Origin of the sequence: uncultured Oscillibacter sp. (genome assembly GCF_947654275.1) — a bacterium.
Lineage (GTDB): Bacteria > Bacillota > Clostridia > Oscillospirales > Oscillospiraceae > Oscillibacter.
The window spans coordinates 1-24,932 of sequence record NZ_CANTJS010000043.1 but is presented as its reverse complement, the minus strand read 5'-3'; the positions used below and the strand labels follow the sequence as shown (position 1 = coordinate 24,932).

Annotated in this window: 21 protein-coding genes, 1 other RNA gene, 2 pseudogenes and 1 other annotated feature; of the genes and pseudogenes, 6 read left to right on the top strand and 18 right to left on the bottom strand. The window is 62.3% G+C overall.

Going from position 1 to position 24,932, the window contains the following annotated elements; translation table 11 throughout:
• The 9 genes from Q0063_RS11165 to acpP all read right to left on the bottom strand — a co-directional run.
• Window positions 1-638 (bottom strand): ACP S-malonyltransferase (locus tag Q0063_RS11165; RefSeq protein ID WP_297872054.1); only part of this gene is annotated, 638 nt, incomplete at its 3' end.
• Window positions 635-1,723: a nitronate monooxygenase family protein gene (locus Q0063_RS11160; RefSeq protein ID WP_297872053.1), complete on the bottom strand. Its 1,089-nt coding sequence runs from the start codon at window positions 1,721-1,723 to the stop codon at window positions 635-637. The genes Q0063_RS11160 and Q0063_RS11165, both read right to left, overlap by 4 nt.
• Window positions 1,714-2,658, bottom strand: a complete 945-nt coding sequence (locus tag Q0063_RS11155; protein ID WP_297872052.1) for a nitronate monooxygenase — start codon at window positions 2,656-2,658, stop codon at window positions 1,714-1,716. The genes Q0063_RS11160 and Q0063_RS11155 overlap by 10 nt, the downstream gene beginning before the upstream one ends.
• Before the next feature lie 124 nt (window positions 2,659-2,782).
• Window positions 2,783-3,733: a 3-oxoacyl-ACP synthase III family protein gene (locus Q0063_RS11150; protein ID WP_297872051.1), complete on the bottom strand. Its 951-nt coding sequence runs from the start codon at window positions 3,731-3,733 to the stop codon at window positions 2,783-2,785.
• Window positions 3,730-4,563, bottom strand: a complete 834-nt coding sequence (locus Q0063_RS11145) for an acetyl-CoA carboxylase carboxyltransferase subunit alpha (RefSeq protein WP_297872050.1) — start codon at window positions 4,561-4,563, stop codon at window positions 3,730-3,732. Before Q0063_RS11145 ends, Q0063_RS11150 begins: the two co-directional genes overlap by 4 nt.
• Window positions 4,560-5,414, bottom strand: a complete 855-nt coding sequence (accD, locus tag Q0063_RS11140; protein ID WP_297872049.1) for an acetyl-CoA carboxylase, carboxyltransferase subunit beta — start codon at window positions 5,412-5,414, stop codon at window positions 4,560-4,562. Before accD ends, Q0063_RS11145 begins: the two co-directional genes overlap by 4 nt.
• Window positions 5,411-6,796: an acetyl-CoA carboxylase biotin carboxylase subunit gene (gene accC, locus Q0063_RS11135; RefSeq protein ID WP_297872048.1), complete on the bottom strand. Its 1,386-nt coding sequence runs from the start codon at window positions 6,794-6,796 to the stop codon at window positions 5,411-5,413. The genes accD and accC overlap by 4 nt, the downstream gene beginning before the upstream one ends.
• A complete protein-coding gene (locus Q0063_RS11130) occupies window positions 6,790-7,230 on the bottom strand; it encodes a biotin/lipoyl-containing protein (RefSeq protein WP_297872047.1) in 441 nt (146 codons plus the stop codon). Before Q0063_RS11130 ends, accC begins: the two co-directional genes overlap by 7 nt.
• A 94-nt stretch (window positions 7,231-7,324) precedes the next feature.
• Window positions 7,325-7,552, bottom strand: coding sequence for an acyl carrier protein (gene acpP / locus Q0063_RS11125; protein WP_297872046.1), 228 nt, complete (start codon window positions 7,550-7,552; stop codon window positions 7,325-7,327).
• 295 nt (window positions 7,553-7,847) lie between these two features.
• Between acpP and trkA the strand changes: the two genes are divergently transcribed.
• The 3 genes from trkA to Q0063_RS11110 are packed head-to-tail and all read left to right on the top strand — an operon-like array spanning window position 7,848 to window position 10,984.
• Window positions 7,848-9,212 carry a Trk system potassium transporter TrkA gene (trkA, locus tag Q0063_RS11120; protein ID WP_297872045.1) on the top strand — a complete coding sequence of 455 codons (1,365 nt, stop codon included), beginning with the start codon at window positions 7,848-7,850 and terminating at the stop codon, window positions 9,210-9,212.
• Window positions 9,213-9,225: 13 nt separating this feature from the next.
• Window positions 9,226-10,680 carry a TrkH family potassium uptake protein gene (locus Q0063_RS11115; RefSeq protein ID WP_297872044.1) on the top strand — a complete coding sequence of 485 codons (1,455 nt, stop codon included), beginning with the start codon at window positions 9,226-9,228 and terminating at the stop codon, window positions 10,678-10,680.
• A 43-nt stretch (window positions 10,681-10,723) separates the two neighbouring features.
• Window positions 10,724-10,984 (top strand): hypothetical protein, encoded by a 261-nt coding sequence (locus Q0063_RS11110; RefSeq protein WP_297872043.1) that lies wholly within the window; start codon window positions 10,724-10,726, stop codon window positions 10,982-10,984.
• A 133-nt stretch (window positions 10,985-11,117) separates the two neighbouring features.
• On the opposite strand, the gene Q0063_RS11105 is transcribed toward Q0063_RS11110, so the two are convergent.
• The 8 genes from Q0063_RS11105 to Q0063_RS11070 all read right to left on the bottom strand — a co-directional run bounded on the left by Q0063_RS11105 (window position 11,118) and on the right by Q0063_RS11070 (window position 19,329).
• Window positions 11,118-13,763, bottom strand: a complete 2,646-nt coding sequence (locus Q0063_RS11105; RefSeq protein ID WP_297872042.1) for a valine--tRNA ligase — start codon at window positions 13,761-13,763, stop codon at window positions 11,118-11,120.
• The gene (locus tag Q0063_RS11100) at window positions 13,760-14,413 is read right to left on the bottom strand and encodes a YcxB family protein (RefSeq protein WP_297872041.1); all 654 of its coding nucleotides are present in this window, start codon (window positions 14,411-14,413) and stop codon (window positions 13,760-13,762) included. The genes Q0063_RS11105 and Q0063_RS11100 overlap by 4 nt, the downstream gene beginning before the upstream one ends.
• A gap of 1 nt (window position 14,414) precedes the next feature.
• The gene (locus Q0063_RS11095) at window positions 14,415-15,065 is read right to left on the bottom strand and encodes a YcxB family protein (protein ID WP_297872040.1); all 651 of its coding nucleotides are present in this window, start codon (window positions 15,063-15,065) and stop codon (window positions 14,415-14,417) included.
• A gap of 11 nt (window positions 15,066-15,076) precedes the next feature.
• Window positions 15,077-15,619: a YcxB family protein gene (locus tag Q0063_RS11090; protein ID WP_297872039.1), complete on the bottom strand. Its 543-nt coding sequence runs from the start codon at window positions 15,617-15,619 to the stop codon at window positions 15,077-15,079.
• Window positions 15,620-15,678: 59 nt separating this feature from the next.
• Window positions 15,679-15,914: a binding site (T-box leader), on the bottom strand.
• A 107-nt stretch (window positions 15,915-16,021) separates the two neighbouring features.
• Window positions 16,022-16,711 (bottom strand): DUF554 domain-containing protein, encoded by a 690-nt coding sequence (locus Q0063_RS11085; RefSeq protein WP_297872055.1) that lies wholly within the window; start codon window positions 16,709-16,711, stop codon window positions 16,022-16,024.
• Window positions 16,712-16,829: 118 nt separating this feature from the next.
• Window positions 16,830-18,392: a peptidylprolyl isomerase gene (locus Q0063_RS11080; protein ID WP_297872038.1), complete on the bottom strand. Its 1,563-nt coding sequence runs from the start codon at window positions 18,390-18,392 to the stop codon at window positions 16,830-16,832.
• A gap of 356 nt (window positions 18,393-18,748) precedes the next feature.
• Window positions 18,749-18,949, bottom strand: a non-coding RNA gene (ssrS, locus tag Q0063_RS11075) — 6S RNA.
• Between the two features lie 95 nt (window positions 18,950-19,044).
• Window positions 19,045-19,329: a DUF1292 domain-containing protein gene (locus Q0063_RS11070; RefSeq protein WP_297872037.1), complete on the bottom strand. Its 285-nt coding sequence runs from the start codon at window positions 19,327-19,329 to the stop codon at window positions 19,045-19,047.
• Between the two features lie 335 nt (window positions 19,330-19,664).
• Here Q0063_RS11070 and Q0063_RS11065 point away from each other — a divergent pair, with 335 nt between their 5' ends.
• From Q0063_RS11065 to sigE, 3 genes and pseudogenes are all read left to right on the top strand, one after another.
• Window positions 19,665-22,433, top strand: a complete 2,769-nt coding sequence (locus Q0063_RS11065) for a transglycosylase domain-containing protein (RefSeq protein WP_297872036.1) — start codon at window positions 19,665-19,667, stop codon at window positions 22,431-22,433.
• Between the two features lie 256 nt (window positions 22,434-22,689).
• Window positions 22,690-23,442: pseudogene (locus Q0063_RS11060) on the top strand (sigma-E processing peptidase SpoIIGA); the annotation flags it as partial.
• A 109-nt stretch (window positions 23,443-23,551) separates the two neighbouring features.
• Window positions 23,552-24,244, top strand: a complete 693-nt coding sequence (gene sigE / locus Q0063_RS11055; RefSeq protein ID WP_297872035.1) for an RNA polymerase sporulation sigma factor SigE — start codon at window positions 23,552-23,554, stop codon at window positions 24,242-24,244.
• 404 nt (window positions 24,245-24,648) lie between these two features.
• On the opposite strand, the pseudogene tuf reads toward sigE, so the two are convergent.
• Window positions 24,649-24,932 (bottom strand): annotated as a pseudogene (gene tuf / locus Q0063_RS11050) (elongation factor Tu); the annotation flags it as partial.

The window sequence follows — 24,932 nt, the reverse complement described above, 5'->3', positions numbered from 1 at the left end:
TACGTCCGGAGGGCCTCCCCCGCCGGGGCCATCAGAGGCGTATGGAAGGGGCCGCTGACCTTCAGGGGCAGGCAGCGCCGGGCCCCCTTCTCCTTGGCAACGGCGGCGGCCTTTTCCACTGCCGCCCGGTCGCCGCCAATGACCAGCTGACCGGGACAGTTGTAGTTGGCAATCACCGCCACGCCCAGGCCGGAGGCGGCCTCGCAGGCCTCCCGGAGGGGCTCCTCCTCCAGACCCAGCACCGCCATCATGGCGCTGTCGTGTCCGGCGGCGGCCTCCTCCATGGCTCTGCCCCGGAAGGCCACCAGCTTCACCGCCGTGGCTGCGTCAAAAACGCCCGCCGCGTGCAGGGCGGAATACTCCCCCAGGCTGAGGCCCGCCGCCGCCGAAGGGACGACGCCCTTTTCCGCCAGCACCGCCGTCAGGCCGGCGGCGAAGGCCACCATGCAGGGCTGGGTGTACCGGGTCTGATTCAGCACCCCGTCCGGGTCCTGGAAGCAGACGGCCTTCAGGTCAAAGTCCACCTGCTCCGCCGCGGCGTCGAACACCTGCCGGAAGGCCGGATAGGCCTCGTACAGGTCCGCCCCCATGCCGGGGTGCTGACTGCCCTGACCGGCGTATAGGAAACCGAGTTTCATTGCGCGGTCCTCCATTCATTCATGATTTGGTCCATCTGCTCCCTGACCGTGGAGAGACGGTTGACCTCTCCAGCGTTGGCCCCGCAGAAAAAGAGGCCGTTTTCCCAGTCCCCCCGGACCGCGGCAATCAGCGCCCGGGAAATGCAGTAGGGGGCGGTTTTGCAGTCGCAGGCGGCAAGGCAGCGGTCACAGCGCCGGATAGGGGGCTGCGTTCCCGCCTCCACCCGCTCAATCAGAGGGCTGTGAAGCGCCCGCCCCGGCATACCCACGGGGCTTTGCACAATGGTGACGTCTCCGGCGTCCGCCGACAGCAGGGCCTGCTTGAAGCCCTCGCCGGCGTCGCATTCCTCCGTGGCAATGAACCGGGTGGCAAACTGGGCCCCGGCGGCGCCCTGGTCCATGTAGCGGCGCATTTCGCCGCCGTTTCTCACGCCTCCGGCCACAAAGACCGGGATATCACGGCCATATTTCTCCCGGAAGGGGGCCAGCGCCTCCAGCACCTCTCCCAGAAGGCCGGAGAGGGACCTGGGCCGGCCGGCCTGGGCCTCCCGGGCCTCCTGGGGCGAGAACCCCAGGTGTCCCCCGGCCAGGGGTCCCTCCAGCACCACAAAGTCCGGAGCCCGTCCATAATGCCGGTCCCAGAGCTTGCAGATCAGTCCGGCGGAACGGCCTCCGCTGACCACCGGAGCAATGGCGGCGTCGCTCTCCGGCACCTCCGCCGCCAGAGCCGGCAGGTCCCGGGGCAGACCCGCGCCGCAGACCACCGCGTCCACCCCCGCCCGCAGGGCGGTGCGGACGCTGTCGGCATACTGGGCCGCGGCCACCATGACGTTCACCGCCACCAGCCCTGCGCCCCTGGCAATCTCGCGGGCTTTGCCGATCTGCCGGGTCAGGGCCCGGAGATTGGCGGCTCTGGGGTCCGCCTCAAAATCCGGCTCGTCAAAGCCGCAGAAGGCGGCGGAGAGGGTTCCCATGCCGCCGCAGGCGGCCACGCCCCCCGCCAGGTTCTCCAGGCTGACGCCGATGCCCATTCCGCCCTGCACAATGGGCAGGGCCAGGGTCTTCCCCCGGATGCTTACCGCCATTCCTGATTCACCGACTCCAAAACGGCCTTTCCGCCTGTGTACAACTCTTCAAAAATCTGACGGACCGGCCTGATCTCATGGAGCAGTCCGGCCACCTGGCCCATCATGACGCTGCCGTGCTCCACATCGCCCTCCAGCACCGCCCGGCGGAGTCCGCCGATGGTGACGGTCTCCAGCTCCTCCAGTGTGGCGCCCCGCTTTTCAAGAGCCAGATACTCCCGGGCCATCTTGTTTTTCAGCACCCGCACCGGACCGCCGATGGAGCGGCCCGTTACGGCGGTGTCGGTGTCCTTGGCCTTCAGAACGGCCTGCTTGTAGTTCTCATGGACAGGACATTCGACGCTCGCCAGCAGGCAGGTGCCCACCTGAACGCCGCAGGCCCCCAGGGCCATAGCCGCCGCCATCTGCCGCCCGTCGGCAATGCCTCCGGCGGCCACCACGGGGACGCTCACTGCGTCGATGACCTGGGGCACCAGGGCCATGGTGGTCATCTCTCCCACATGTCCACCGGACTCCGTGCCCTCGGCAATCACGGCGTCCACGCCGTAGCGCTCCAGACGCTTGGCCAGCACCGCCGCCGCCACCACCGGCAAAACCTTGATGCCGGCCTCTTTCCAGGCGGGAATATATTGACCGGGGTTGCCTGCGCCGGTGGTGACCACCTGGACGCCCTCGTCCAGAATCACCTGGGCGATGTCGTCGGCGCAGGGGTTCATCAGCATCAGGTTCACGCCAAAGGGCTTTTTGCCCTCTGTCAGCTCCCTGGCCCGGCGGACCTCCTTCCGGACCCGGTCCGCGTCCCAGGCCCCTGTGGCAATCATGCCCAGAGCCCCGGCGTTGGAGCAGGCGGCGGCAAATTCGCCGGTGGCGATGTTGGCCATGCCGCCCTGAATGATGGGGTACTGGGTCCCCAGGATTTCGTTTAACTTTTTCATATTGACACCTCAAGTATAGAGTGGAGAGCAGAGAGTGGAGAGTGAAGATATTTTCATGTAAACGGAATCTCAACTCTTCACTCTCAACTCTCAACTCTTCACCCTTCACTCTCTACTCTGTTATTCACGCAAACTCAATCAGGCACCCGCCCCAGGTCAGCCCGCCGCCGAAGCCCACCAGCAGCACCCGGCTCCCCGGGCCCACCTTTTCCTGTTCCCGCAGCTCGCTGAGGACCAGAGGAATGCTGGCGGCGGAGGTGTTGCCGTAGTCCTGAATGTTTTTATAGTACTTTTCCGGGGGAATGCGGTATTTGCGCACCGCCAGGTCGATGATCCGGGCGTTGGCCTGGTGGAACACGAAGAAATCCACATCCTCCACGGTCTTCCCGGACTGCTTCAGGGCCTGGTCCACGCACCAGGGCACCGCCTCCACGGCAAACTTGAACACCTTCGTGCCCTCCATGGAAATCAGGCTCCGCCCCCCTGCCTCCGGGCCGGGAACCCGCAGCAGCCCGTCGTTTCCGCAACAGCCCATGACGGCGGAAATCGAGGGCCAGCCCTCCCGGCACTCCACCACGGCGGCCCCGGCCCCGTCTCCGAAGAGGATGCAGGTGCCCCGGTCCTCCCAGTTAATCAGGCGGCTGAGGTTCTCCGCGCCCACCACCAGCCCGTATTTCCGGGGCGAGGCGTTCAGCAGGCATTCCATCGTGTGGAGGCCGAAGAGAAAGCCCGTGCAGGCGGCCCCCAGGTCAAAGCACGGAATGTCCATGGGCAGGCCCAGCGCCCGCTGGAGCATACAGGCGGCGGAGGGCACCAGGGTGTCCCCCGACAGGGTCGCCACAATGCAGGCCCCGATTTCCTCCGGCTCCACTCCGGCGCTCTCCAGCGCCCTCCGGGCGGCGGCGGCGGTAATGGTGGAAAAAGTCTCCTCCCCGGCGCAGAAATGGCGGCTTTGGATGCCGGTGCGGGAGGTAATCCACGCATCCGAGGTCTCTACAATCCGCTCCAGGTCCTGGTTGGTGACAATTTTGCCGGGCACTCCCCGGCCGACGCCCCGAATTTTAATTCCCTTCATGGCTCCTCCCTGGGCGGCGCGGCCTCTTTGGACTGAGACACACCCATTTTTCTGAATTTCAGATAGCGCTTTGCCGCCAGATTGGGGCCGCTCTCCTTTAAAAGCGCCGCCAGATGGCGGCTGAGGGCCCGGTCCACCTCCCGGATGGTCCGGGCCGGGGCCAGATGGGCTCCGCCCTCCGGCTCCGGAATCAGATCGTCCGTTACGCCCAGCGCCAGCAAATCCGGCGCCGTGAGCTTCATCAGGCCGCAGGCCTCCTCGTGCCGGGCCGCGTCCTTCCAGAGGATGGAGGCGAAGCCCTCCGGGGACAAAATGGCGTAGACGGCGTTTTCCAGCATCAGCACCCGGTCCGCCACCGCCAGGGCCAGCGCCCCGCCGCTGTTGCCCTCGCCGGTGATGACGGTGATGACCGGCACGGTGAGGCGGCTCATCTCATAGAGGTTCCGGGCAATGGCCTCTCCCTGTCCCCGGGCCTCGGCCTCCAGGCCGGGATAAGCGCCCGAGGTATCCACAAAGGTGAGGACAGGCCGGCGGAATTTCTCCGCCTGGCGCATCAGCCGCAGGGCCTTCCGGTAGCCCTCGGGCCCCGGCATGCCGAAGTTGCACCGGATGCTCTCCTCCGCCGTCTTCCCCTTCCGGGTGCCGATGACGGTGACGGGCCGGTCATGGTACAGCGCCACGCCGCCTAAAATCGCCGGGTCCTCCCGGCAGAGCCGGTCCCCCTTCATCTCAAAGAAATCGGTAAACAGGCCGTCGATATAATCGGTGATATTGGGACGCTGGGGGTGGCGGGCAATGGCCACCCGCTCCGCGGCGGTCAGGTTCTTCATGAGCGGCCTCCCTTCTCATGGAGCCGCAGCAGCCGGGACAGGGTCTCCCGAAGCTGGCTCCGGGGCACCACAGCGTCCACAAAACCGTGCTCCTCCTGGTATTCCGCCCGCTGGAAGCCCTCCGGCAGGGTCTCACCGATGGTCTGCTGAATCACCCGGGGCCCGGCAAAGCCAATCAGAGCGCCGGGCTCCGCCAGAATGATGTCTCCCAGGGACGCGAAGCTGGCGGTCACACCGCCGGTGGTGGGGTCGGTGAGCACAGAGATGTACAGCAGGCCCTTCTCCGAAAACCGGGCCAGGGCGGCACTGGTCTTTGCCATCTGCATCAGAGACAGAATGCCCTCCTGCATCCGGGCTCCGCCGCTGGCGCAGAATAAAATCAGGGGCAGCTTGTTCTTCGCGGCGTACTCAATGGCAAGGGTGATTTTCTCCCCCACAGCCGCGCTCATGCTGCCCATGAAAAAACGGCTGTCCATCACGCCCACCACGCATTTCCGGCCTCCGACGGTCCCGGTAGCGGTGACGGCGGCCTCGTTGAGGCCGGTTTTCCGCTGGGCCGCCCTCTGCTTCTCCCGGTAGCCGGGAAAGGACAGGGGATCGGCGGCCAGGAGCTTTTCGTTCAGCTCCCGGAACGAGCCGGAATCCAAAATCATGCTCAGCCGGTGGTAGGCCCCCAGGGGGAAGTGATACCCGCAGCCGGGGCAGACGAAGAGGTCCTTCGCCACCGCCCCCCGCTGATGCTCCTGGCCGCATTTCGGGCAGACCGTCAGCCGGTCGCCGGGGACATAGTTATCCCGCAGGGCCTTCATAGCCAGCAGGCGGTTCCGGCGCTTGGCAAAAATGCTGTTCATGTGTCAGCCTCCCTCTCCCCTACCCGGCGGCTGAAATCCAGCAGGGCGGGCAGATACTCGTCCAGAAAGCCTGTTGTGCAGCGGCCCCGGACAAACACGGGATGGAACAAAATCTCATAGGCCAGCTCGGCGTTGGTGGGGAACCCCTCCAATGTGAATTCCTCCAGACAGCGGCGCATTTTCCGGATGGCCTCCAGACGGGTGCCGCCATGGACCAGAAGCTTCGCCGCCAGGGAATCATAGAAGGGGGACATCACGCAGCCGTTATACAGGCAGGAGTCCACCCGGACCCCCGCGCCGCCGGGGAAGTGGAGAAACTCCACCTTGCCGGGACAGGGGCGGAAATCCGCCTCCGGGTCCTCGGCGTTGACCCGGCACTCCAGCGCGCAGCCCCGAACCCGGACGTCCTCCTGCCGGATATCCAGGGGCAGGCCCGAGGCAATCCGCAGCTGCTGGCGCACCAGGTCCACCCCGGTCACCAGCTCCGTCACGCCGTGCTCCACCTGGATGCGGGTGTTCATCTCCATGAAGTAAAAGCTGTCCCCGTCCACCAGGAACTCCACCGTCCCGGCGCCCTCGTAGCCCACGGCCCGGGCGGCCTTTACGGCGGCCTCTCCCATGGCCTGCCGCAGCGCAGGGCTGAGGCCGGGGGCGGGGGCTTCCTCGATGAGCTTCTGGTTCCGCCGCTGGACGGAGCAGTCCCGGTCCCCCAGGTGAATCACATGGCCCTGGCGGTCCGCCAGAATCTGCACCTCCACATGACGGGGGCTCAGCACCAGCTTTTCAAGATACATCTCGTCGTTTCCAAAGCAGGCGGCCGCCTCGGCCTTGGCCTCGGCATAGGCGGCGGGCAGATCTGCGGCGCCGCCGCAGCGCCGGATTCCCCGGCCCCCGCCGCCGGCGGAGGCCTTCAGCAGCACGGGCCAACCCACGGCCTCCGCCGCTTCCAGGGCCTCCTCCACCGAGGAGACGGGCCCGTCGGAGCCGGGCGTCACCGGAACCCCCGCCGCCTTCATCAGGTCCCGGGCGGCGGACTTGGAGCCCGCCTTGCGGATGGCGTCCCCGGAGGGCCCGATGAAGGTCAGGCCGGCCCCGGCGCAGGCGTCGGCAAAGTCCGGATTTTCAGACAAAAAGCCATAGCCGGGGTGGATGCCGTCGCAGCCGGAGGCCCTGGCCACCGTCAGCAGGGCGTTCTGATTGAGGTAGCTGTCCGCCGCCCGGGCGGGACCGATGCACACCGCTTCCGTGGCCAGCTGGACGTGGAGCGCCTCGGCGTCGGCCTCGGAGTAGGCCGCCACCGTCTCAATCTCCATCTCCCGGCAGGCCCGGAGAACCCGCAGGGCAATCTCCCCCCGGTTGGCAATCAACACCCGCCTCAGCATGGCTTATAGCGCATCAGCGCCTCACCGAAGGAGGCCAGCTCCCCATTGGCCTTCAGCACCTCGGTAATCTCGCAGTCACAGGGGGCGGGAACCTCAATCATGGTCTTCATGGCCTCGATGAGGCAAACCGTCTGTCCCTTTTTCACCCGGTCCCCCGGACGGACAAAGGGGGGCTGCTCCGGGGCGGGGGCGGCGTAAAAGGTGCCCACCAGCGGAGCGGAAACGGCGGGAGCCTCTTTCGTCTCCACCGGGGCGGAAACCACCGCGGCGGCCGCGGCCACAGTTGCGGCAGGGGCAGAAGCCGCCGGGGCGGCCTTGCCCAGTTCTATGGTAAAATCCCCCCTGGACAGCTTCAGCGTCTGTAAGGCGCTGCTGTCAAAGCGGGCCATCAATTCGTAAATTTCCTGATTGGTCATAGTCGTTCCTTTCTTCATGGAAAGGCCTCCGCCGCAGGGATCGCACAGCCTGCGACGGAGACCGGAACAGGGACCCTTCCGGGTCTCCGTTTCCAATGGGCCTATGTCCGAATTACTTATGGGCCTCCAGATAGGTCATGATGTCGCCCACGGTCTTGAACCCGGCCACGTCCGCATCGTCAATTTTGATGCCGGCAGCCTCCTCCAGAGCCATGACCAGCTCCACGGCGGCCAGGGAATCGGCCCCCAGGTCGTCGGCCAGAGAGGCCTCCAGAGTCACCTGCTCCGCGTCGCAGGCCAGGGTCTCAACAATGATATCGCGTACTTTCTCGAATTCCATGTCGGTCGTTCTCCTTATATGTCAAAATATAAATTATTTTAACTAAAATATTTTAATTAAAATAATTGAACTTATTTTACAGGGAGAAGCAGGGCTTGTCAAGGAAAATTTTTGTCAAATAGGTATTCCTTTTTTCATCGGTTTCTTATATAATCTGTAGAGATTTGAGCGCACCCCCTTTTTTGCACACCCCTTTTTTGCGCATCCCTTTTTTTGCGCGCCTGTTTCTCAGCGCTCGAATCGGTTTCAACTAAATACATCACCGGACCAGTCCGGCACAAAGCGGGAGGGACCCATGAAAATCACCATTGTAGGCGCGGGCAAGGTGGGCTCGGCGCTGACCCAGCAGCTCTCCGCCGACGGGCACAATGTCACCGTCATAGATCAAAGCCCCAAATTGATTGACAACATTATCAATATTTACGACGTCTATGGCGTCTGCGGAAACGGAGCCGTCTACGGCGTGCAGAAGGAGGCGGAGGTAGACAAAAACGAGCTGCTGATTGCCACCACCAGCAGCGACGAGCTGAATATCCTCTCCTGTCTGGTGGCCAAGAAGCTGGGCGCCAAGCACACCATCGCCCGCATCCGGAACCCCGAGTATGAAAAGCAGCTCCGGTTCATGCGGGAGGAGCTGGGCCTTTCCATGGCCATCAATCCCGAGCGGGCCGCCGCCCGCGAAATCGCCCGGGTCCTCCGCTTCCCCGCCGCCATGAAGGTGGAATCCTTCTCCAAGGGGCGGCTGGAGCTGGTGGAATACCGCCTGCCCCAGGACTCCGCCCTGGACGGGCTGGCCCTGGTGGACCTCTACCGCAACATCCGGGTCCGGGTGCTGATCTGCGCGGTGAGCCGGAAGGGCGAGACCATCATCCCCTCCGGCGACTTCGTGCTGCGGTCTGGGGACAAAATCTACCTCACTTCCTCGCCGGGGCAGCTGGCTCAGTTCTTCCGGCACCTGGGCGTGTTCCGAAGCAGGGCTTCCACCGTCACCATCGTGGGCGCCAGCAAAATCTGTTACTATCTGGCTTCCGAGCTTTTGAACATGGGCATGGCGGTGAAGATCATCGACCGGGATGAGCAGCGCTGCATTCAGATGAGCGAGCAGCTGCCCCGGGCCCTGGTCATCGTGGGAGACGGCACCGACAGCGACCTGCTCCACGAGGAGGGCATCCAGCAGACCGACGCGTTCGTGGCCATCACCGGAATTGACGAGGCCAACATCCTCATGAGCATGTGCGCCGCCAAACAGGCGGACAAGTGCAAGGTGGTGGCGAAAATCAACCGGAAATCCCTGGTGGACCTGGTGAGCAACGAGAGCATGATTGACAGTGTCATCTCCGCCCGCTCCACCACCACGGAGCTCATTGTCCAGTATGTCCGGGCCATGGAAAGCGCCTCCGGCGCCAAGATCAAGACCCTCCACCGGCTGGTGGACGGCGCGGTGGAGGCCCTGGAGTTCGGCGTGACGGCGGACGTGCCCTTTATCGGCGTGCCGCTGAAGGATTTGAAGCTGCGGAACGGTCTTCTGCTGGCCGGCATCGTCCAGCAGAACGGAAAAATCATCATCCCCTCCGGCGGCGACTGCCTGAGCCTGGGGGACGACGTGATTGTCGTCACCACGGATACCTCTCTCCAGGACATCCACGATATTCTGCAATAAGGGGGCCCCTTCCTTGAATTATAAAATGATTGGCTACGTCATCAGCCGGATTCTCTGGACGGAGGCGGCTCTCCTCCTCCTTCCCGCCCTGGTGGCGCTGCTGTACCAGGAAGCCCTGCTTCCCTTCCTGCTCCCCATCCTGATTCTGGCCGTTCTGGGTCTGCTGCTGGGGCGCAGGCCCAGGCAGACGGCCCTCTATGCCCGGGACGGCTTCGCCGTGGTGGCTCTGGCCTGGGTGGGCATGTCGGCCTTTGGGGCGCTGCCCTTCGTCCTCGCCGGGGACATTCCCAACTACATCGACGCCTTTTTTGAGACCGTCTCCGGCTTCACCACCACCGGAGCCTCCATTCTCACCGCCGTGGAGCCCCTGAGCCGGGGCGGCCTGTTCTGGCGGAGCTTTACCCACTGGGTTGGGGGCATGGGCGTGCTGGTGTTCGTCATGGCCGTCCTGCCCATGACCGACGGCCACGGGATGCACCTGCTCCGGGCAGAAATGCCGGGGCCCTCGGTGGGCAAGCTGGTGAGCCGCATGAGCGACACCGCCAAAATCCTCTACGGCATCTACTTGGTCATGACCCTGATTGAAATTGTCCTGCTGGTGCTGGGCCGGATGCCCCTGTTCGACGCCTGCATCCACGCCTTCGGCTCCGCCGGAACCGGCGGCTTCAGCAACCGGAACCTCAGCGTGGGGGCCTATGACAGCGCCTACTGCGACGTTGTGATTGGTATTTTCATGCTGCTCTTCGGCGTGAACTTCAACCTCTATTACTTCCTGCTCATCCGCCGCTTCCGGGACTTCTTCCGCTCCGAGGAGCTGCGGGCCTATCTGCTCATTGTGGGAGCGGCAGTGCTGGCCATCGCGGCAGATATCCTTCACATATACGGCTCACTGCTGGAAAGCCTGCGGTACTCCTTCTTTCAGGTGTCCTCCATCATCACCACCACCGGCTTCGCCACGGCGGACTTCAATCTCTGGCCTACCTTCTCCAAGTCCATTCTGGTGGTTCTGATGTTTATTGGGGCCTGCGCCGGGTCCACCGGCGGCGGCATCAAGGTGGCCCGCATCGTCATGCTGGCGAAAAGCGCCTGGAGCGACATGCGGAAAATGCTCCACCCCAACGCCGTTTCCACCACCCGTTTCGAGGGCAAGGCCCTCAGCGACGCACAGGTGCGCAGCGTCCACGTGTTCCTGACGGTGTATCTGCTGGTGTTTACCGTTTCCTTCCTTCTGCTGAGCCTGGAGCAGTTCGACATCGTAACCACCTTCACCGCCCTGACGGCCTGCATCAACAACATCGGGCCGGGTCTGGAAATGGTGGGCCCCACCGGGAATTTTTCCCAGTTCTCCTGGGCCTCCAAGCTGCTGCTGTCCTTCAATATGCTGGTGGGCCGGCTGGAAATCTTCCCCATGCTGCTGCTGTTCGCCCCCTCCATCTGGACCCGGGGACGGATTATCCGGCGGATGTGACCCCCCTGATGGGAAGAAAATCCACCCTGGAAAGGAGACCCTCATGAAGAAAGACATGATTCAGGAAGTTTCGGTGATGATCGACGGAGAGGTCATAAAAATCAATGTGGAGCGGGTGTTTCACTCCAGAAATCCCGCCACCGGCCGGTTCAACGTAAATTTCAAAGAGGCGGGCAGCAGCCGGAGCGTGCGGCTGTACTGCCATGACCAGGAAGAGGCGGCAACCCTGTCCCGCACCATTCAGGAGGGCAAAACAACGGATCTGACGGCTTATCCGGCTGAATGGAATCATTGGAACCTGTAAGCCCTCTGACCGGATTGGTCCTCCCCTGCAAACAGGGAAGCAAATCATGCCATATACCGCATTTTCCCTGCGGAAGAAGGTCAAAAATGCCCTGGGGCGCTGTGCCCCAGGGCATTTTTTCATGGAATCTGATTCAGTTTTCCAGCGCCTTCGCGGATTCCTCCAGCTTGGCGATGAGCTCCCGGAGCTTCGCGGCCTTCTCCCGCTCCACGTTCACCACCGCCTCCGGAGCCCGGGAGACGAATTTCTCGTTGGAGAGCTTCTGTTCCACAATCCGCAGTCCGTTCTCCGCCTTCTCCTTCTCTCTGGCGATGCGCTCCCGCTCCGCGTCCAGGTCCACCAGCTCGCTGAGGGGCAGATAGGCCGTGGCGTTGTGGGTGACGATGCTCACCTGGCCGGAGACGTCCTCCGGGGCCTCCTCCGCGAAGCGCACCTGAGAGGCAAAGGCCAGCCGCTGAAGGAAGTGCAGGCCCTGCTCATAAGGCGCCCGCGCCGCGGTCACCAGGAGCACCTCCGCCTTCCTGCTGGGAGGCACGTTCATCTCCGCCCGGCGGGCCCGGATGGCTTTAATGGTGTCCATCACCGCCTCCATGGCGGCCTCCTCCTGGGGGAAGCTGAGACCGTCCCGGTACTCCGGCCACTTCGCCAGCATGATAAACCGGTCGTCGGACCCCTTGGGCAGAGCCTGGAAAATCTCCTCGGTGATGAAGGGCATGAAGGGATGCAGCAGCTTCAGCAGCTCCACCAGCACATAGCACAGCACATTCTGCGCCGTCCGCCTGGCGGCGGCGTCCTCGCCGTTCAGCCGGGTCTTGGTCAGCTCGATATACCAGTCGCAGTAGGTGTCCCACAGGAAGTCGTAAACCTTGGAGGAGGCCACGCCGATCTCATAGCTGTCCAGGTTTTCGGTGACCTCCTTTGTCAGCGTGTTCAGCTTGGAGAGCACCCATTTGTCCTCCCGCTCCAGCGCCTCCGCCGCCGGCAGCTCGTATTCGCTCAGGTCCCCCAGATTCATCATGACGAAGCGGCTGGCGTTCCAGATTTTATTGGCGAAGTTCCGCATAGCCTCGCACTTTTCCGTGTAGAACCGCATGTCGTTTCCGGGGCTGTTGCCGGTGATGAGGTTGAACCGCAGGGCGTCCGCGCCGTATTTCTCCGCCACCTCCAGTGGGTCGATGCCGTTGCCCAGGGATTTGGACATCTTCCGGCCCTTGTCGTCCCGGACCAGACCGTGAATCAGAACGGTGTGGAAGGGGATTTTCTTCATCTGCTCGCAGCCGGAGAAGATCATCCGGGCCACCCAGAAGAAAATAATGTCGTAGCCCGTGACCATGACGCTGGTGGGATAGTAGAAATCCAGGTCCTCGGTCCGCTCCGGCCAGCCCAGCGTAGAGAAGGGCCACAGGGCGGAGGAGAACCAGGTGTCGAGAACGTCGGGGTCCCGCTGGATATTGGCGCTGCCGCATTTGGCGCAGCAGGTGGGGTCCGTGCGGTCCACGGTGATATGGCCGCACTCGCCGCAGGTCCAGGCGGGAATCTGGTGGCCCCACCAGAGCTGACGGGAGATGCACCAGTCGTGGACGTTCTCCATCCAGTTGGTGTAGGTCTTGCTGAACCGCTCCGGGACGAACTTCACCTCGCCCTCCCGGACCACCCGAAGGGCCTCTTGGGCCAGGGGCTCCATCTTCACGAACCACTGGGCGGAAATCAGCGGCTCCACGTCGTTGTGGCAGCGGTAGCAGGTGCCCACATTGTGGTTATAGGGCTCGGTCTTCACCAGATAGCCCTGTTCCTCCAGGTCCTTCACAATGGCCTTCCGGCACTCGTAGCGGTCCATGCCATTGTAAGGCCCGCCGTTTTCGTTGATTCGCCCGTCGTCGGCAATGCAGCGGATGGTCTCCAGGTTGTGCCGCAGACCCACCTCGAAGTCATTGGGGTCGTGGGCGGGGGTCATCTTCACCGCGCCGGTGCCGAAGCCCAGTTCCACGTACTCGTCGGCCACAATGGGAATCTCCCGGTTCATGATGGGCAGGATACAGGTCTTGCCTACCAGATGCTTGAAGCGCTCGTCCTCCGGGTTCACCGCCACGCCGGTGTCGCCCATCATGGTCTCAGGCCGGGTGGTGGCGACGACGAGGTCGCCGGAGCCGTCGGCCAGGGGGTAGCGGACGTGCCACAGGTGGCCGGGCTTGTCCTGGTATTCCACCTCGGCGTCGGAGAGAGCCGTCACGCAGTGGGGACACCAGTTGATAATGCGGCTGCCCTTGTAGATGAGGCCCTTGTCGTAGAGCTCGCAGAAGGTCTCCCGGACGGCCTTGGACAGCCCCTCGTCCATGGTGAAGCGGGACCGGGACCAGTCGCAGGAAACGCCCAGCTTTTTCTGCTGCTGGACAATGCGGTTTCCATACTTCTCCTTCCACTTCCAGACCCGCTGGAGGAATTTTTCCCGGCCCAGGTCATAGCGGCTCAGGCCCTCGTTCACCCGCAGGTCCTCCTCCACCTTCACCTGTGTGGAAATGCCGGCATGGTCCACACCGGGAACCCAGAGGGCGGAATACCCCTGCATCCGCTTGAAGCGGGTCAGGATGTCCTGGAGGGTGGAGTCCATGGCGTGGCCCATGTGGAGCTGGCCGGTGACGTTGGGGGGCGGCATGACGATGGAGAAGGGTTTTTTGGAGCGGTCCGGGTCGCCCCTGAAGCAGCCGTTTTCCTCCCACATCCTGTAGATACGGCCCTCCACCTGCTGGGGCTCATACACCTTGGGTAATTCTTTTCTCATGTTGACTCTCCTTTATGTGGTAAACTTTGATTGATGATTTTTCCTTGGAGATACGGCAGAAAGTCCCCCGCCTCTCCTGAAACCAAATCCTTCTTTTGCAGCAGCAATGCCTGCTCCGTCCCGCCCACCAGCAGCCAAAGCCGCTCCGTCTCAAACACGCTTCGCAGGTCTTCATAGGCTGTCCGGCTTTCTCCCTCCGCAGTCTTGACAAACCAGCCGGCTTCGTCAAAGCGGACCTCCGCCCGGAGGGCGTCCCAGTCTGTCTCCCGGCGGGCTTTCAGCAGCGCCGCCGCTTCTCTCCGGCAGGAGGCCGGGGGCTGGAGGGGCCTCCGCTCCCGGAGGCAGAGGCACCAGACGCCCATCAACGCCGCAAAGCCTCCTGTCACAATCAGGCTGGGAATCCGGGGCTCCATCAAACCGGGGACCAGGGCGAATATGCCCAGTGCAATCAAAATCACGCCGTAAACGCGGTAACGGCGCTTCCCTATGCCCGGGCCCTTGGCGGCGTGTGCGTTGAGTTTATCCGTTACCTTCCACATCCCCGGCATCACCTGACGGCTCCGGGCCTCCAGCCGCCGGCGGAGCAGCTCCGCCGTTTCGAACTCTAATTCAGGGGCGTCATAATTGCTCACGCGGAAAACAAATTCCACTCTATTTCCCCCTCCTTCTGTCCGGCGTCACTTCCCTCACGGTCTTTCCCGTCCGCGCCTGCCAGAAGACCGGCAGGTCTGCCGGGTCTCCGGTGATAAAGCGGGCCTTGTTCAGAATATAGGACCCGGCACAATTGGACAGCACCAGATAAAAACGGTCCGCGTCCTCCCACAGCGCTTCTATAAATTCGTAGTCATAGCGGTGGTCGCTTCTGCTGTCGTGAATCCATATGCCCTCCTCCGTAAAGCGGCAGCTGTAGAGCTGCCCGCTCTCCCGGTACTTCTTCCAGGTCCGCTCCACCCAGCGGGGATGGGCCTTCCGCCGCTCCGCCGGGCCCTGCCCCAGCGCCCGAAGGCATCCCGCGCCGAAGGCTATTTCCAGCACGCCGCCCAGAGGCGTCGAAAGCATGAGATTCCAGAGCAGGCCCGCCTCCTCCGTGCGCATCCGCTGTCCCTGAACCAGGCTGTTCACGATGCTGACCGCACCCATTACAATGAAGAACCAGCAGAAGAAACGGCCCAGTTTCCGGGCCCATTGGGGCGGGTCGTCGGAGAGGCTCAGGGGCTTCCCCGCCCGCTTCCAGACGAAGCCGTACCAATAGGCGGTCAGGTCATCCCTGGTGTAGTCCAGGTCAATTTTAAATTCCTCCAAACCGCCGCCCCCTATTCCAGGCACTCCGCCGTCAGCCCCGTCTTCTCCGACAGGAACCGGCGAAAGCCGTCGGCGGTTCCCTGGGTGAAGCCGGATTTTCGGACCACCATGCCGTGGCCTGTGTCCATGTGGAGGACAAAATAATCCTCCGTCTCCCAGACTCCCTTGACGGTCTGATACTCAAAAACCGTCTCCATGCCGGTCTGGGCGCACCGAAAGCACTCCGGCGAGAACGTGAACTGCCGTTCCATCGCATCCCCCTGCCGCCGGAGGCTCCGGCGGGTGCTCCAGGCCATGACCCGCCGCAGAAACAGCCCTTCTCCCAGAGCGGCGGCCCCCACAATCAGTCCGGCGGCGCATATGACCCGGCTCCCGGTATCCAGGGCGGAAAAAACCATCAGCAGCACCAGCCCGCCGGTGAGGGCAATGCCCCCCACCACCAGCAGAAACAGCCTCCTCAGCAGAAACCGCTTCCGCTGGACCGTCCGGGAAAAGACCAGGGTCAGCGCCCAGACGGCGCTTTTGTCGTATCGGGTTGTGTTCTCATAGGTCATAGCCGTTCCCATCTCCTGACTGCACGATTTGGGCAGAATAAAACGCCCCAAGCCTTTCGGCTCAGGGCGGACAAGGGTCCGCGGTACCACCTGAATTCGGAGACGCAGTCCCCGCACTTATGGGCGCGCTTGCCGCGCCCGCCCCGATAACGGAGGGTATTTCCGCCGAAGCCTACTGACCGTTCAGCCTCGGTGCTCCGGGGTGACTTCCCCGGCGGCCTCTCAGGCGCTCACACCAACCGCGCCCTCTCTTTGCTTCCGCCTGCCGGGTACTGCTCCCCATCCTCGCATCTGCTTTTTCACCTTGTATGGTACTGGGATGTAAGACTTACACGGACGATAGTATAATATACCCGCCTGCGGTTGTCAAGCCGAAGACCGCAAAATCCGCAAAACCGCCGTTCACAGGAACCGGCACAGCAGCACCGGCAGGAAGATGGCCGGGACATAGTTCATCATCTTCAGCCTGGTTATGCCCATGACGTTCAGGCTCAGACCCATAATCAGAACCGAGCCCACCACCGTCATCTCCGGAATGACGGCGGCGTTCTGCTGGAGGGCGGGGGCCACCAGACTGGCGAGGCATGCGATGCCGCCCTGGTACACAAAGACCGCCGCCGCCGACAGCATGACCCCTATTCCCAAAGTGGAGGCGAACACCGTGGCGCTGATAAAGTCCAGAACCGACTTGGCAAACAGCATTTCGTGGTTTCCGGAAAGTCCGTCATTCAGGGCCCCCACCACCGCCATGGCCCCCACACAGAAGAGCAGGGACGCCGTGACAAATCCCTCCGCCAGGGAGGGCCCGCCGCTGTTTTTCTTCCGAAGGTGCTGCTCCATCATCCCGGCGAAGCGGTTCAGCCGTCCGTCCAAATCACAGAGCTCGCCAATCACCGCGCCAACCGCTATGGAAATGATGGTAATCAGGCTGTTCTCCCCGCCCGACAGGCCTGTAATGCCGATGTACAGCGTGCACAGACCCAGTCCCTTCATCAGCGTATCCCGCAGACGGTCCGGCAGGATATTGCCCAGAAGCATTCCTATCAGCGCGCCGCAGACCACCGCGGCGGTATTGACCAAAGTACCCACCAACATAGACCGTTTCTCTCCTTTTTCTGCCTGCGCCAGTGTTCCAAACCCCTCCATTCGGGCACAAACCGGGGCCGGCTCAAAAGCCGGCCCCATGGGTTCTTGTCTCCGCAGGTGTGTCTCAGCCGACGAATTTCAGGCCGCCGCTGCGAAGCTCGGCGCTGACGCCCTCCACCAGGCTGTCCTCCCACTCGGTGTAATCCTCGTTTTGCAGAACCGTGGAGGCCTGGGTCTTCCAGGCGATGCCGGAGCCCACGAAATACATGACATGAGCGCCATACTGGGTGTCCACGATGCCGGTGTCGCCGGGCTTCCGGGCGGAGTCGAAGCACCAGTCGTTGAATTCAGTCACCATCCGGCCCTCGTAGACGTTGGTGTAGAGGCCGCCGTCATACTTGGAGTCGTCGGCGGACTCGGTCATGGCCAGTGCGCCGAAAGAGTCCTCGGTGGCCTCTCCGGACTGCCACTGGGCCAGCAGCTCTTCGGCCTTGGCGTGGGCGTCGGCCTTCAGCTGGGCCTGCTCGTCCTCATAGCCCTCCTCGCCCTCGGCGATGGTTCCGGCGCCCAGGGACACCAGGATATGACGGATGTCAATGCGGGGGTCCTCGTTCCGGCTGCGGCCGTGGAACACCACCACATAGACGGTGCTCCCGTCCTCCAGCACGGCGGCGTCGCCGTCCTTCCGGGCGTCGTCAAAGAGCCACTGGCTCATGACGCTGGTGGAATAGGTTCCGCTCTCATTGTTGTAATAGGTGGTGTCATGGGTCTCGGCCAGATCCTCCAGAGCCTCGCCGTTCTCAACGGCGTCCAGCATCTCATTGGCGGTGGCCCGAGCGGTCTCCATGGCGGCGGCGGACTCCTCCTCGGTGGGCTCCACGGTGTTGCCGTCGGCGTCCGTGGTGCTCTCCGCCGCGCCGGAAATGGTGGCGTTTTCATAGGAGACGTGGTCATAGCTGTTCCGGTCCTCGTTGTAGACCGCTTCCAGGTCGCTGTCGGAATAGACCAGGCTCTTCTGATAGCTCTCGGCATACGCGCTGTAGCGCAGCACCCGCAGCAGCTGTTCCCCATAGACCTTTTCCGTGATGCCCGCGCCGAAGTTGCCCTTCAGATACTGGCCCACGGACATGCCGCTGGCCGCGGCGGCGGAGCGGAGGGAGCTCATGCTGTCCTCATACTGGACCTGCACGCCGTCAGGGTACGCGTAGCCCTCGGCCTCGGCGGCCTTCAGGCTGGCCTGAATGACGGTCATGTTATTCAGAGCCTGGTCCAGGAAATAGTCGTGCCAGGTCTGCGTCTCCCCTTCCTCCAGCTCCAGACCCAGCATGGCGGCGGCGGTCTCATTGACGGTCTGGCTCTTCAGAGAGGAACTGGTGTCCAGTCCGAAGTAGCTGATGAAATAGGAATTCTGATTGACAAAGTTGCGGTATGCGCTCTGGTAATAGTAGTTTACCTCGGCGGCGTTATAGCTTTCCCCGTCAATGACGGCGGCTGTGCTCATTCTGGGAATGATGTCTGTCCGCCAGACCAGGGAGACAATCACCACGGCCACAAAGGCCAGGGCAATCAGTCCATAGAGGATACTGCTGCGCTTCTGTTCCCTGCGCTGCTGGGCCTCGCGGGCGGTTTTGGGGTTCGTCTGGCCAGCCTGTGCCTGACGGTTCTGTTTTTCTCTTGATGCGCTCATTTGTTGTTTCAGTCCTCTCAAGTATTTCAGAATCAATGCCTGATGCATAAAATTGGGGTATCTCCGTAACGCACCTGCCTATTATAACGGATGAATCCCCATAGTGCAAGCATAAAATCGGTTTTCTGCCGGATATTTGTCATTTTGTCCTCTCCACAGGCCGGAGAGCAGGGATTTTTCTTCATTTTGCGCTCCCCTGCTGAAAATTATCTGAAATTTTTCCTCTCCCGGACACCGAGAAAACAAAGAAAATCGCCGGCGTCCGTGCCGGGCAGATACCGGCGGGCCGCGGCGAACAGGCGGGCGCAACAAAAACAGGGCGCAAACAGTCAGCGCACAAAACATGACAGACTCAAAAGCACCCCGCGAAAGCCGTGTAGACCCCGTTATAACCTGCACCTTCCAAGGACAGGTGGGTCGCCTCCAGCACGCTTTACCGCTTCCAACTTCCAGCCGCGAACGGCAGCCGGGAGGCCTGCGAACCACGGGCTGATCCAGCGTCCCTTATAACGAAATGTGGGTTAAAAAAAGATCTATCACGCACTCCGCAGGGTACCTTTTTTCAATTATTCAGTCATCTACTTGTCCGGCGGCTCCCATTCCGGGCCGCCCCGGACGCTTTCATGCTATGCGCCGCCGCGTCCAAAGGTGCTCAGTCCTCTTCATCCTCAAACAGGGCTTCCACAAAGAGGTTATAGACCGCTTCCAGCTCCTCGTCAGAATCCAGGGTGGAGAGGACGTCCTCGCCGTCCTCATGGAGGACCTTCAGAATCACCAGGCCGCTGTCCGGGTCCTCCTCCTCCCCCTCCGTCTCGGCGGGGAAAAAGGCCTGATACATCTGCCCGTTATACTCCAGGGCGTCTATAAACTCCAGGACGATCTCCTGACCGTCCTCGTCGGTGACGGTGATAAAAGTGGGGCCAAACTCCTCGCTCATACACGGGCCTCCTTTTCCTTTGCTGAGGCTATTTTACACGATGCCGGAGATAATTGCAAGAGGGAAAATGGTGAAAAACACAAAAAGGCGGCAAAATGTCCCGGCGCTATTTTGCCCATATTCCATAAATCCATCCGTTCCGGGAACTTTTTTTCGGGAAAATACGACATTTTCAATATTGACAGAGGGTGGTACAATAGTACATATTGCCGCGTTTTCCAGGTTTTCCGGTCGGTCCGTTTCAGGACAGGCCTGGAGACTTCCTCTAAAACCGCGCATAACACCCCCAAAAGACAGAAAAACGGAACAAAAACCAACAAAGGAGGTGCATCCGCATGGAGCACGGGAACGGTAAAAGAGAACAGCCCGCCGGACAGGCCCAGCCGGTCCGGCGGAAGCGGAAGAAGAAGTCGGCGCTCCGCCGCGTCCTCGGCGTCTTCAAGGGCATCTTTCTGACGCTGTGGACGGTGCTGCTGGTAGGCGTGGGCGCGTCTCTGGTGGGCCTGCACTTTTTCAAGCAGTATGTGGAAACCACCCTGGCGCCCTCTCTGGAGGTCCGGGCCGAGGACTACACCATGAACCTCAGCTCCTTCATCTACTATCAGGATAAGGAGACGGGGACCTGGAAGGAGCTCCAGAGCGTCCACGGCGAGGAAAACCGCATCCTGGTGGATTTCGACGAGATGTCCGACTATCTGTGGCAGGCCGCCGTGTCCATTGAGGACGAGCGCTTTTTCGAGCACCAGGGCGTGGACTGGAAAAGCACCGCCAGGGCTGTGTACCAGCTGGCCCAGGGCGACAGCAGCCGGGGCGGCTCCACCATCACCCAGCAGGTTCTGAAAAACATGACGGAGGACGACAAGCCCTATGTCAACCGGAAGATCCGGGAGATTTTCCGGGCCCTGGAGTTTGAGAAAAACTACAGGAAAGAGCAGATTCTGGAGCTCTATCTGAACTTCATCTATCTGGGCCAGCACTGCTACGGCGTCCAGACGGCGGCCCAGTATTATTTCGGCAAGGACGCCAAGGACCTGAGCCTGGCGGAGAGCGCCTGCCTGATCGCCATCACCAACAACCCCTCGCTGTACGGTCCCATGTATGACATCACCTACACCAGGAAAGACGGGACCAAAATCACGCCCCGGGAGCTGAACAAGGAGCGTCAGGGCTGGGTCCTGGATAAAATGGCGGAAATCATCAATCCCGAAACCGGCCTGCCCTATATCACCGAGGCCCAGCGGGACGCCGCCAAGGCGGAGGTTCTCCACTTCGCTGACGGCTCCACCTCCGCCGATGACATTGTTGAGGCTGCCACCGGCAAAATCGAGATCAACTCCTGGTTCGTGGACCAGGTGCTCCGTGACGTGTCGGCGGACCTGGCGGCGGAATACAAGATCGACACGAAGGACGCACTGAAACGGCTGTACAACAGCGGCTTTAAAATCTACACCACCCTGGACCCGGACATTCAGTCCATCGCCGAGAGCGTCTATGAGGACCGAAGCAACCTGGACGTCACTTCCCGCAGCGGCCAAAAAATTCAATCCGGCATCACGATCATTGACCCATATACCGGCAATATCGTGGCCATGGTGGGTAAAATCGGTGAAAAAGAAGGCAACCTTATCTGGAACTACGCCACCGGCAAACGGCAGGTAGGCTCCTCCATCAAGCCCTTGACAGCCTATGCCCCCGCCCTGGACGCCGGGACGATCACCCCTGCCTCCACCTTTGACAATTACCCCGTCCGTCTTCTGAACGGCACCCCCTGGCCCAAAAACTCCCCCAGCACCTACACTGGGTGGACCTCTGTCCGCATTGGCATTCAGGACTCTATCAACACCATCGCCCTCCAGGCTATGGAGTCGGTGGGCGTGGAGGAATCCTACCGCTTCGCTACGGAAAACCTGAATCTGAGCCTGGTGCCCGACGACATGGCCCCAGGCGCGCTGGGTATGGGCGGCCTGACCCAGGGGCTGAACACGGTGGAAATGGCGGCAGCCTACGCCTGTTTTGCCAACAGTGGCGTTTATAACGAACCCCGCACCTATCTCCGGGTCACCCGAACCGATTCCAGCGGTCAGGAAGTCGTGGTGCTGGAAAATGAGGCGGAAAGCCACGTAGCCATGAAGGAAACCACCGCTTACCTCATGACGGACATGCTCAAACAGGCCATTCGGGCCGGCACCGGCGGCTCCGCCAATTTCAGCGGGATGACCATCGCCGGCAAAACGGGAACCACCAATAAAAATTACGACCGTTACTTCGTAGGCTTCACTCCCTACTATGTGGCGGCGGTCTGGACGGGCTACGACCAGAATGAGGCTATCAGCTACAGGGGCAACCCTGCCATCACCATGTGGAAAAAAGTGATGCAGCAGGTTCATGCGGAGCTGCCCAACAAGAATTTTGACCTGTCCTCCGCCGGTCTTGAGACCGTTGCGGTCTGTGCCGACAGCGGCAAGCGCTGCACCGACGCCTGTTCCGCCGATGTGCGGGGCACCACCCGGGCCTTCTCCTTCCTGGTCCCGGCGGGCCAGGGCCCCGGTCCCGACGATACGTGCCCTCTCCACACTATGGTGGACTACTGCACCGAGGGCCACTGTCTGGCCACAGAGAACTGTCCGGAAGAATTTGTCGTGCAGAAGGGCGTGCTGGACTATGTCCGAGAGGACTACGGCCCCGGGGTCAAGGCCTCCGACGACGCCTATCTCCTGGTGAACATGCAGAAAGCCCTGGAGCCTACGGAGGAGAATCCCCTGGGCGGCTGTCCCGCCCACAACGGCCTGCCCCCTGCGGGGGAGGAAAACCCGGAGGACCCCCTGGACCCCGAGAATCCCAATCTGCCGTCGGACCCCAGCGATCCCAGCTTCCCCATGCTGCCGCCCTCCGGCGGGACCGTCACCCCCTCGCCGGGGGACAGCCACGACGGCTATGGCGGCGGGCCTTCCACCCCGCCTGTTACGCCTCCCGTCACGCCTCCCGTAACCCCAACCCCGGAGCCGGAACCGGAGCCCGCAGAGCCCCCCAGCGAGCCCACGGAGCCAACGGTCCCGCCTCAGGAAGGCGAAAACTGGTTTGACGATCTCTGGAATAACGCCTAGCACAAAGCCGCCGCCCATAAAACGGGCGGCGGCTTCTCGTTTTCTCTGGCCACAGGCTGCGGCCGGTTCTCAGCCGCCCTGAGCTCTAAACGGCGGACCGGACGCGTCCGAACAGGCGCTGTCCTTTCCATGTCCCTCCGGTTCCCCGATCAAAACCACCTGGTTTTTTGACGCCTCAAGCCGCTGTCCCCCGATTCCGACTGCTTTTCCGCTCCCCCCTGTCCTATAATGATCTCCGGACGAGAGGTGGCGGGTCATGACAGTTATTTATATCGACAGCGTATTCCTCCTTAACGGAACCATGGACTATCTGCTGCTTCTGGCGGCGGCCCGGCTGGCGGGACTCCCCCTGCGGCGGCGGCGCTATCTGCTGGGGGGCCTGGCCGGAGGCGCTTACGCGGCGGCGGTGTTCCTGCCGGGGCTGGCCTGGCTCAGCGCAACGCCGGTGAAGCTGGCGGCGGGGGTGCTGCTGTGCCTGATTGCCTACGGCGGCGAGCGCCGCCTGCTCCGGCTGACGCTGCTGTTCTTCGCCGTTTCCTGCGCTATGGCCGGCTGTGTGCTGGGTCTGGGTCTGCTGTCGGGAAGAGGCGTGCCGGTGGTCAGCGGCGTGTTTTACACCAATGTGGACGCCAGGGTCCTGCTGATTGCCGCCGCGTCGGCCTACGCCGTGCTGACAGTGGTATTCCAGGCAGCGGCCAGCCACGCCGCGGCGGGCACGCTGCTGCCGGTCCGGCTCCGCCTCCGAAACCGGACGGCGGAGTTCACCGCCCTGTGGGACAGCGGCAACAGTCTTCGGGAGCCGTCCAGCGGCCGGCCGGTGCTGGTGGTCTCCCCCGGCATTCTGGATGGGGTCCTGGGCACGCCGCTGACCGCGGAGCGCCTGCGCTGTCCCGAAACACTGCTGGAGCCCCTGCGCCGTGAAGCGCCGGAGCTGCGGCCCCGGCTGCTCCCCTACCGCACGGTGGGAACGGCAGGCGGGCTGCTTCTGAGCATCCGAACAGAGTGGACAGAAATCAATGGAATACGGTATCCGGGGCTGACGGCGGCCCTGTCTCCCACGGAGCTGGGAGCGGGAGCCCTCTGGGGCGGTCCGGTAAAAAAGGAGGGCGCACATGAACATGTTACAGACAGCACGGCGGCTGCTGGTCAGACTGGGGCTGCTGCCGCAGGAGGGCATCCACTACATCGGAGGCAGCGACACCCTGCCGCCGCCCTTGAGCCGGGAGCGGGAAGCGGAGCTTCTGTCCAACCTGAACGAGGACGCCCGGCAGGAGCTGATTGAACATAATTTGAGGCTTGTTGTGTACATCGCCCGGCGCTTTGAGAATACGGGCATCAACATTGAGGACCTGATTTCTATTGGGACCATCGGCCTCATCAAGGCGGTGGGAACCTATCGGACGGACAAAAACATCAAGCTGGCAACCTATGCCTCCCGGTGCATCGAGAACGAAATTCTGATGTATCTGCGCAAAAATGCCAACCGCAAGGGAGAGGTCTCCTTTGACGAGCCTCTGAATACCGACTGGGACGGCAATGAACTGCTGCTCTCCGACGTATTGGGCACCGACGAGGACGTGGTGATGCGGCCTCTGGAGGAGGACGTGGACCGCTCTCTGCTGGCGGCGGCCATCAATGTCCTCTCTCCTCGGGAAAAGCAGATCATCACCCTCCGCTTTGGTCTGGGGGGGCGGCAGGAACAGACTCAAAAGGAGGTGGCGGACCAGCTGGGCATCTCCCAGAGCTATATTTCCCGCCTGGAAAAACGGATTATCAACCGCCTGAAAAAGGAAATCCTGCGGCTGAGCTGAAGTCAGACAGGGTTTCCCCCGGCCTGGCCGGGGCTTCAATGCCGCAAAATATCCATTGCTGCCGTCAGCCGTAAAGAATGGGTCCTCTCACTTTTCTTTGACATGGCCGACAAATGGGTGCGTCTGCTTACGCATTTTATCAGGAGAAGAAATCCGGCTCTGTCTCGCCATGTTTTCGGAAGTTTTCAGCTTTCGGGGACGGGACGGAGCCCGGCCCCTGCCGGATGAAAACGCCGAAGGGGCCCCACCCCTGACAGGCTCTTTGAGCGAAGGCGGTTTTCCTCACCCCGACCGTCTCAGACTTTCAGCCCCCGTAGGGCCGGTCTCCCTAGGCGCCAGAGCGAAGGACGGCGCAAAAAAGGTCCGCGGCCAGATTGGCCGCGGACCTTTCAAAGCGGTGGAAATTACTCGGCAACGTCGGTGACGGCGCCGGAGCCAACGGTACGACCGCCCTCGCGGATAGCGAAGCGGAGGCCCTTCTCGATGGCGATGGGGGTGATCAACTCCACGCTCATCTCGACGTTATCGCCGGGCATGCACATCTCAGTGCCCTCGGGCAGAGAGATGACGCCGGTGACGTCGGTGGTACGGAAGTAGAACTGAGGACGATAGTTGTTGAAGAAGGGAGTGTGGCGGCCGCCCTCGTCCTTGGACAGGACGTAAACCTGGCCCTTGAACTTGGTGTGGG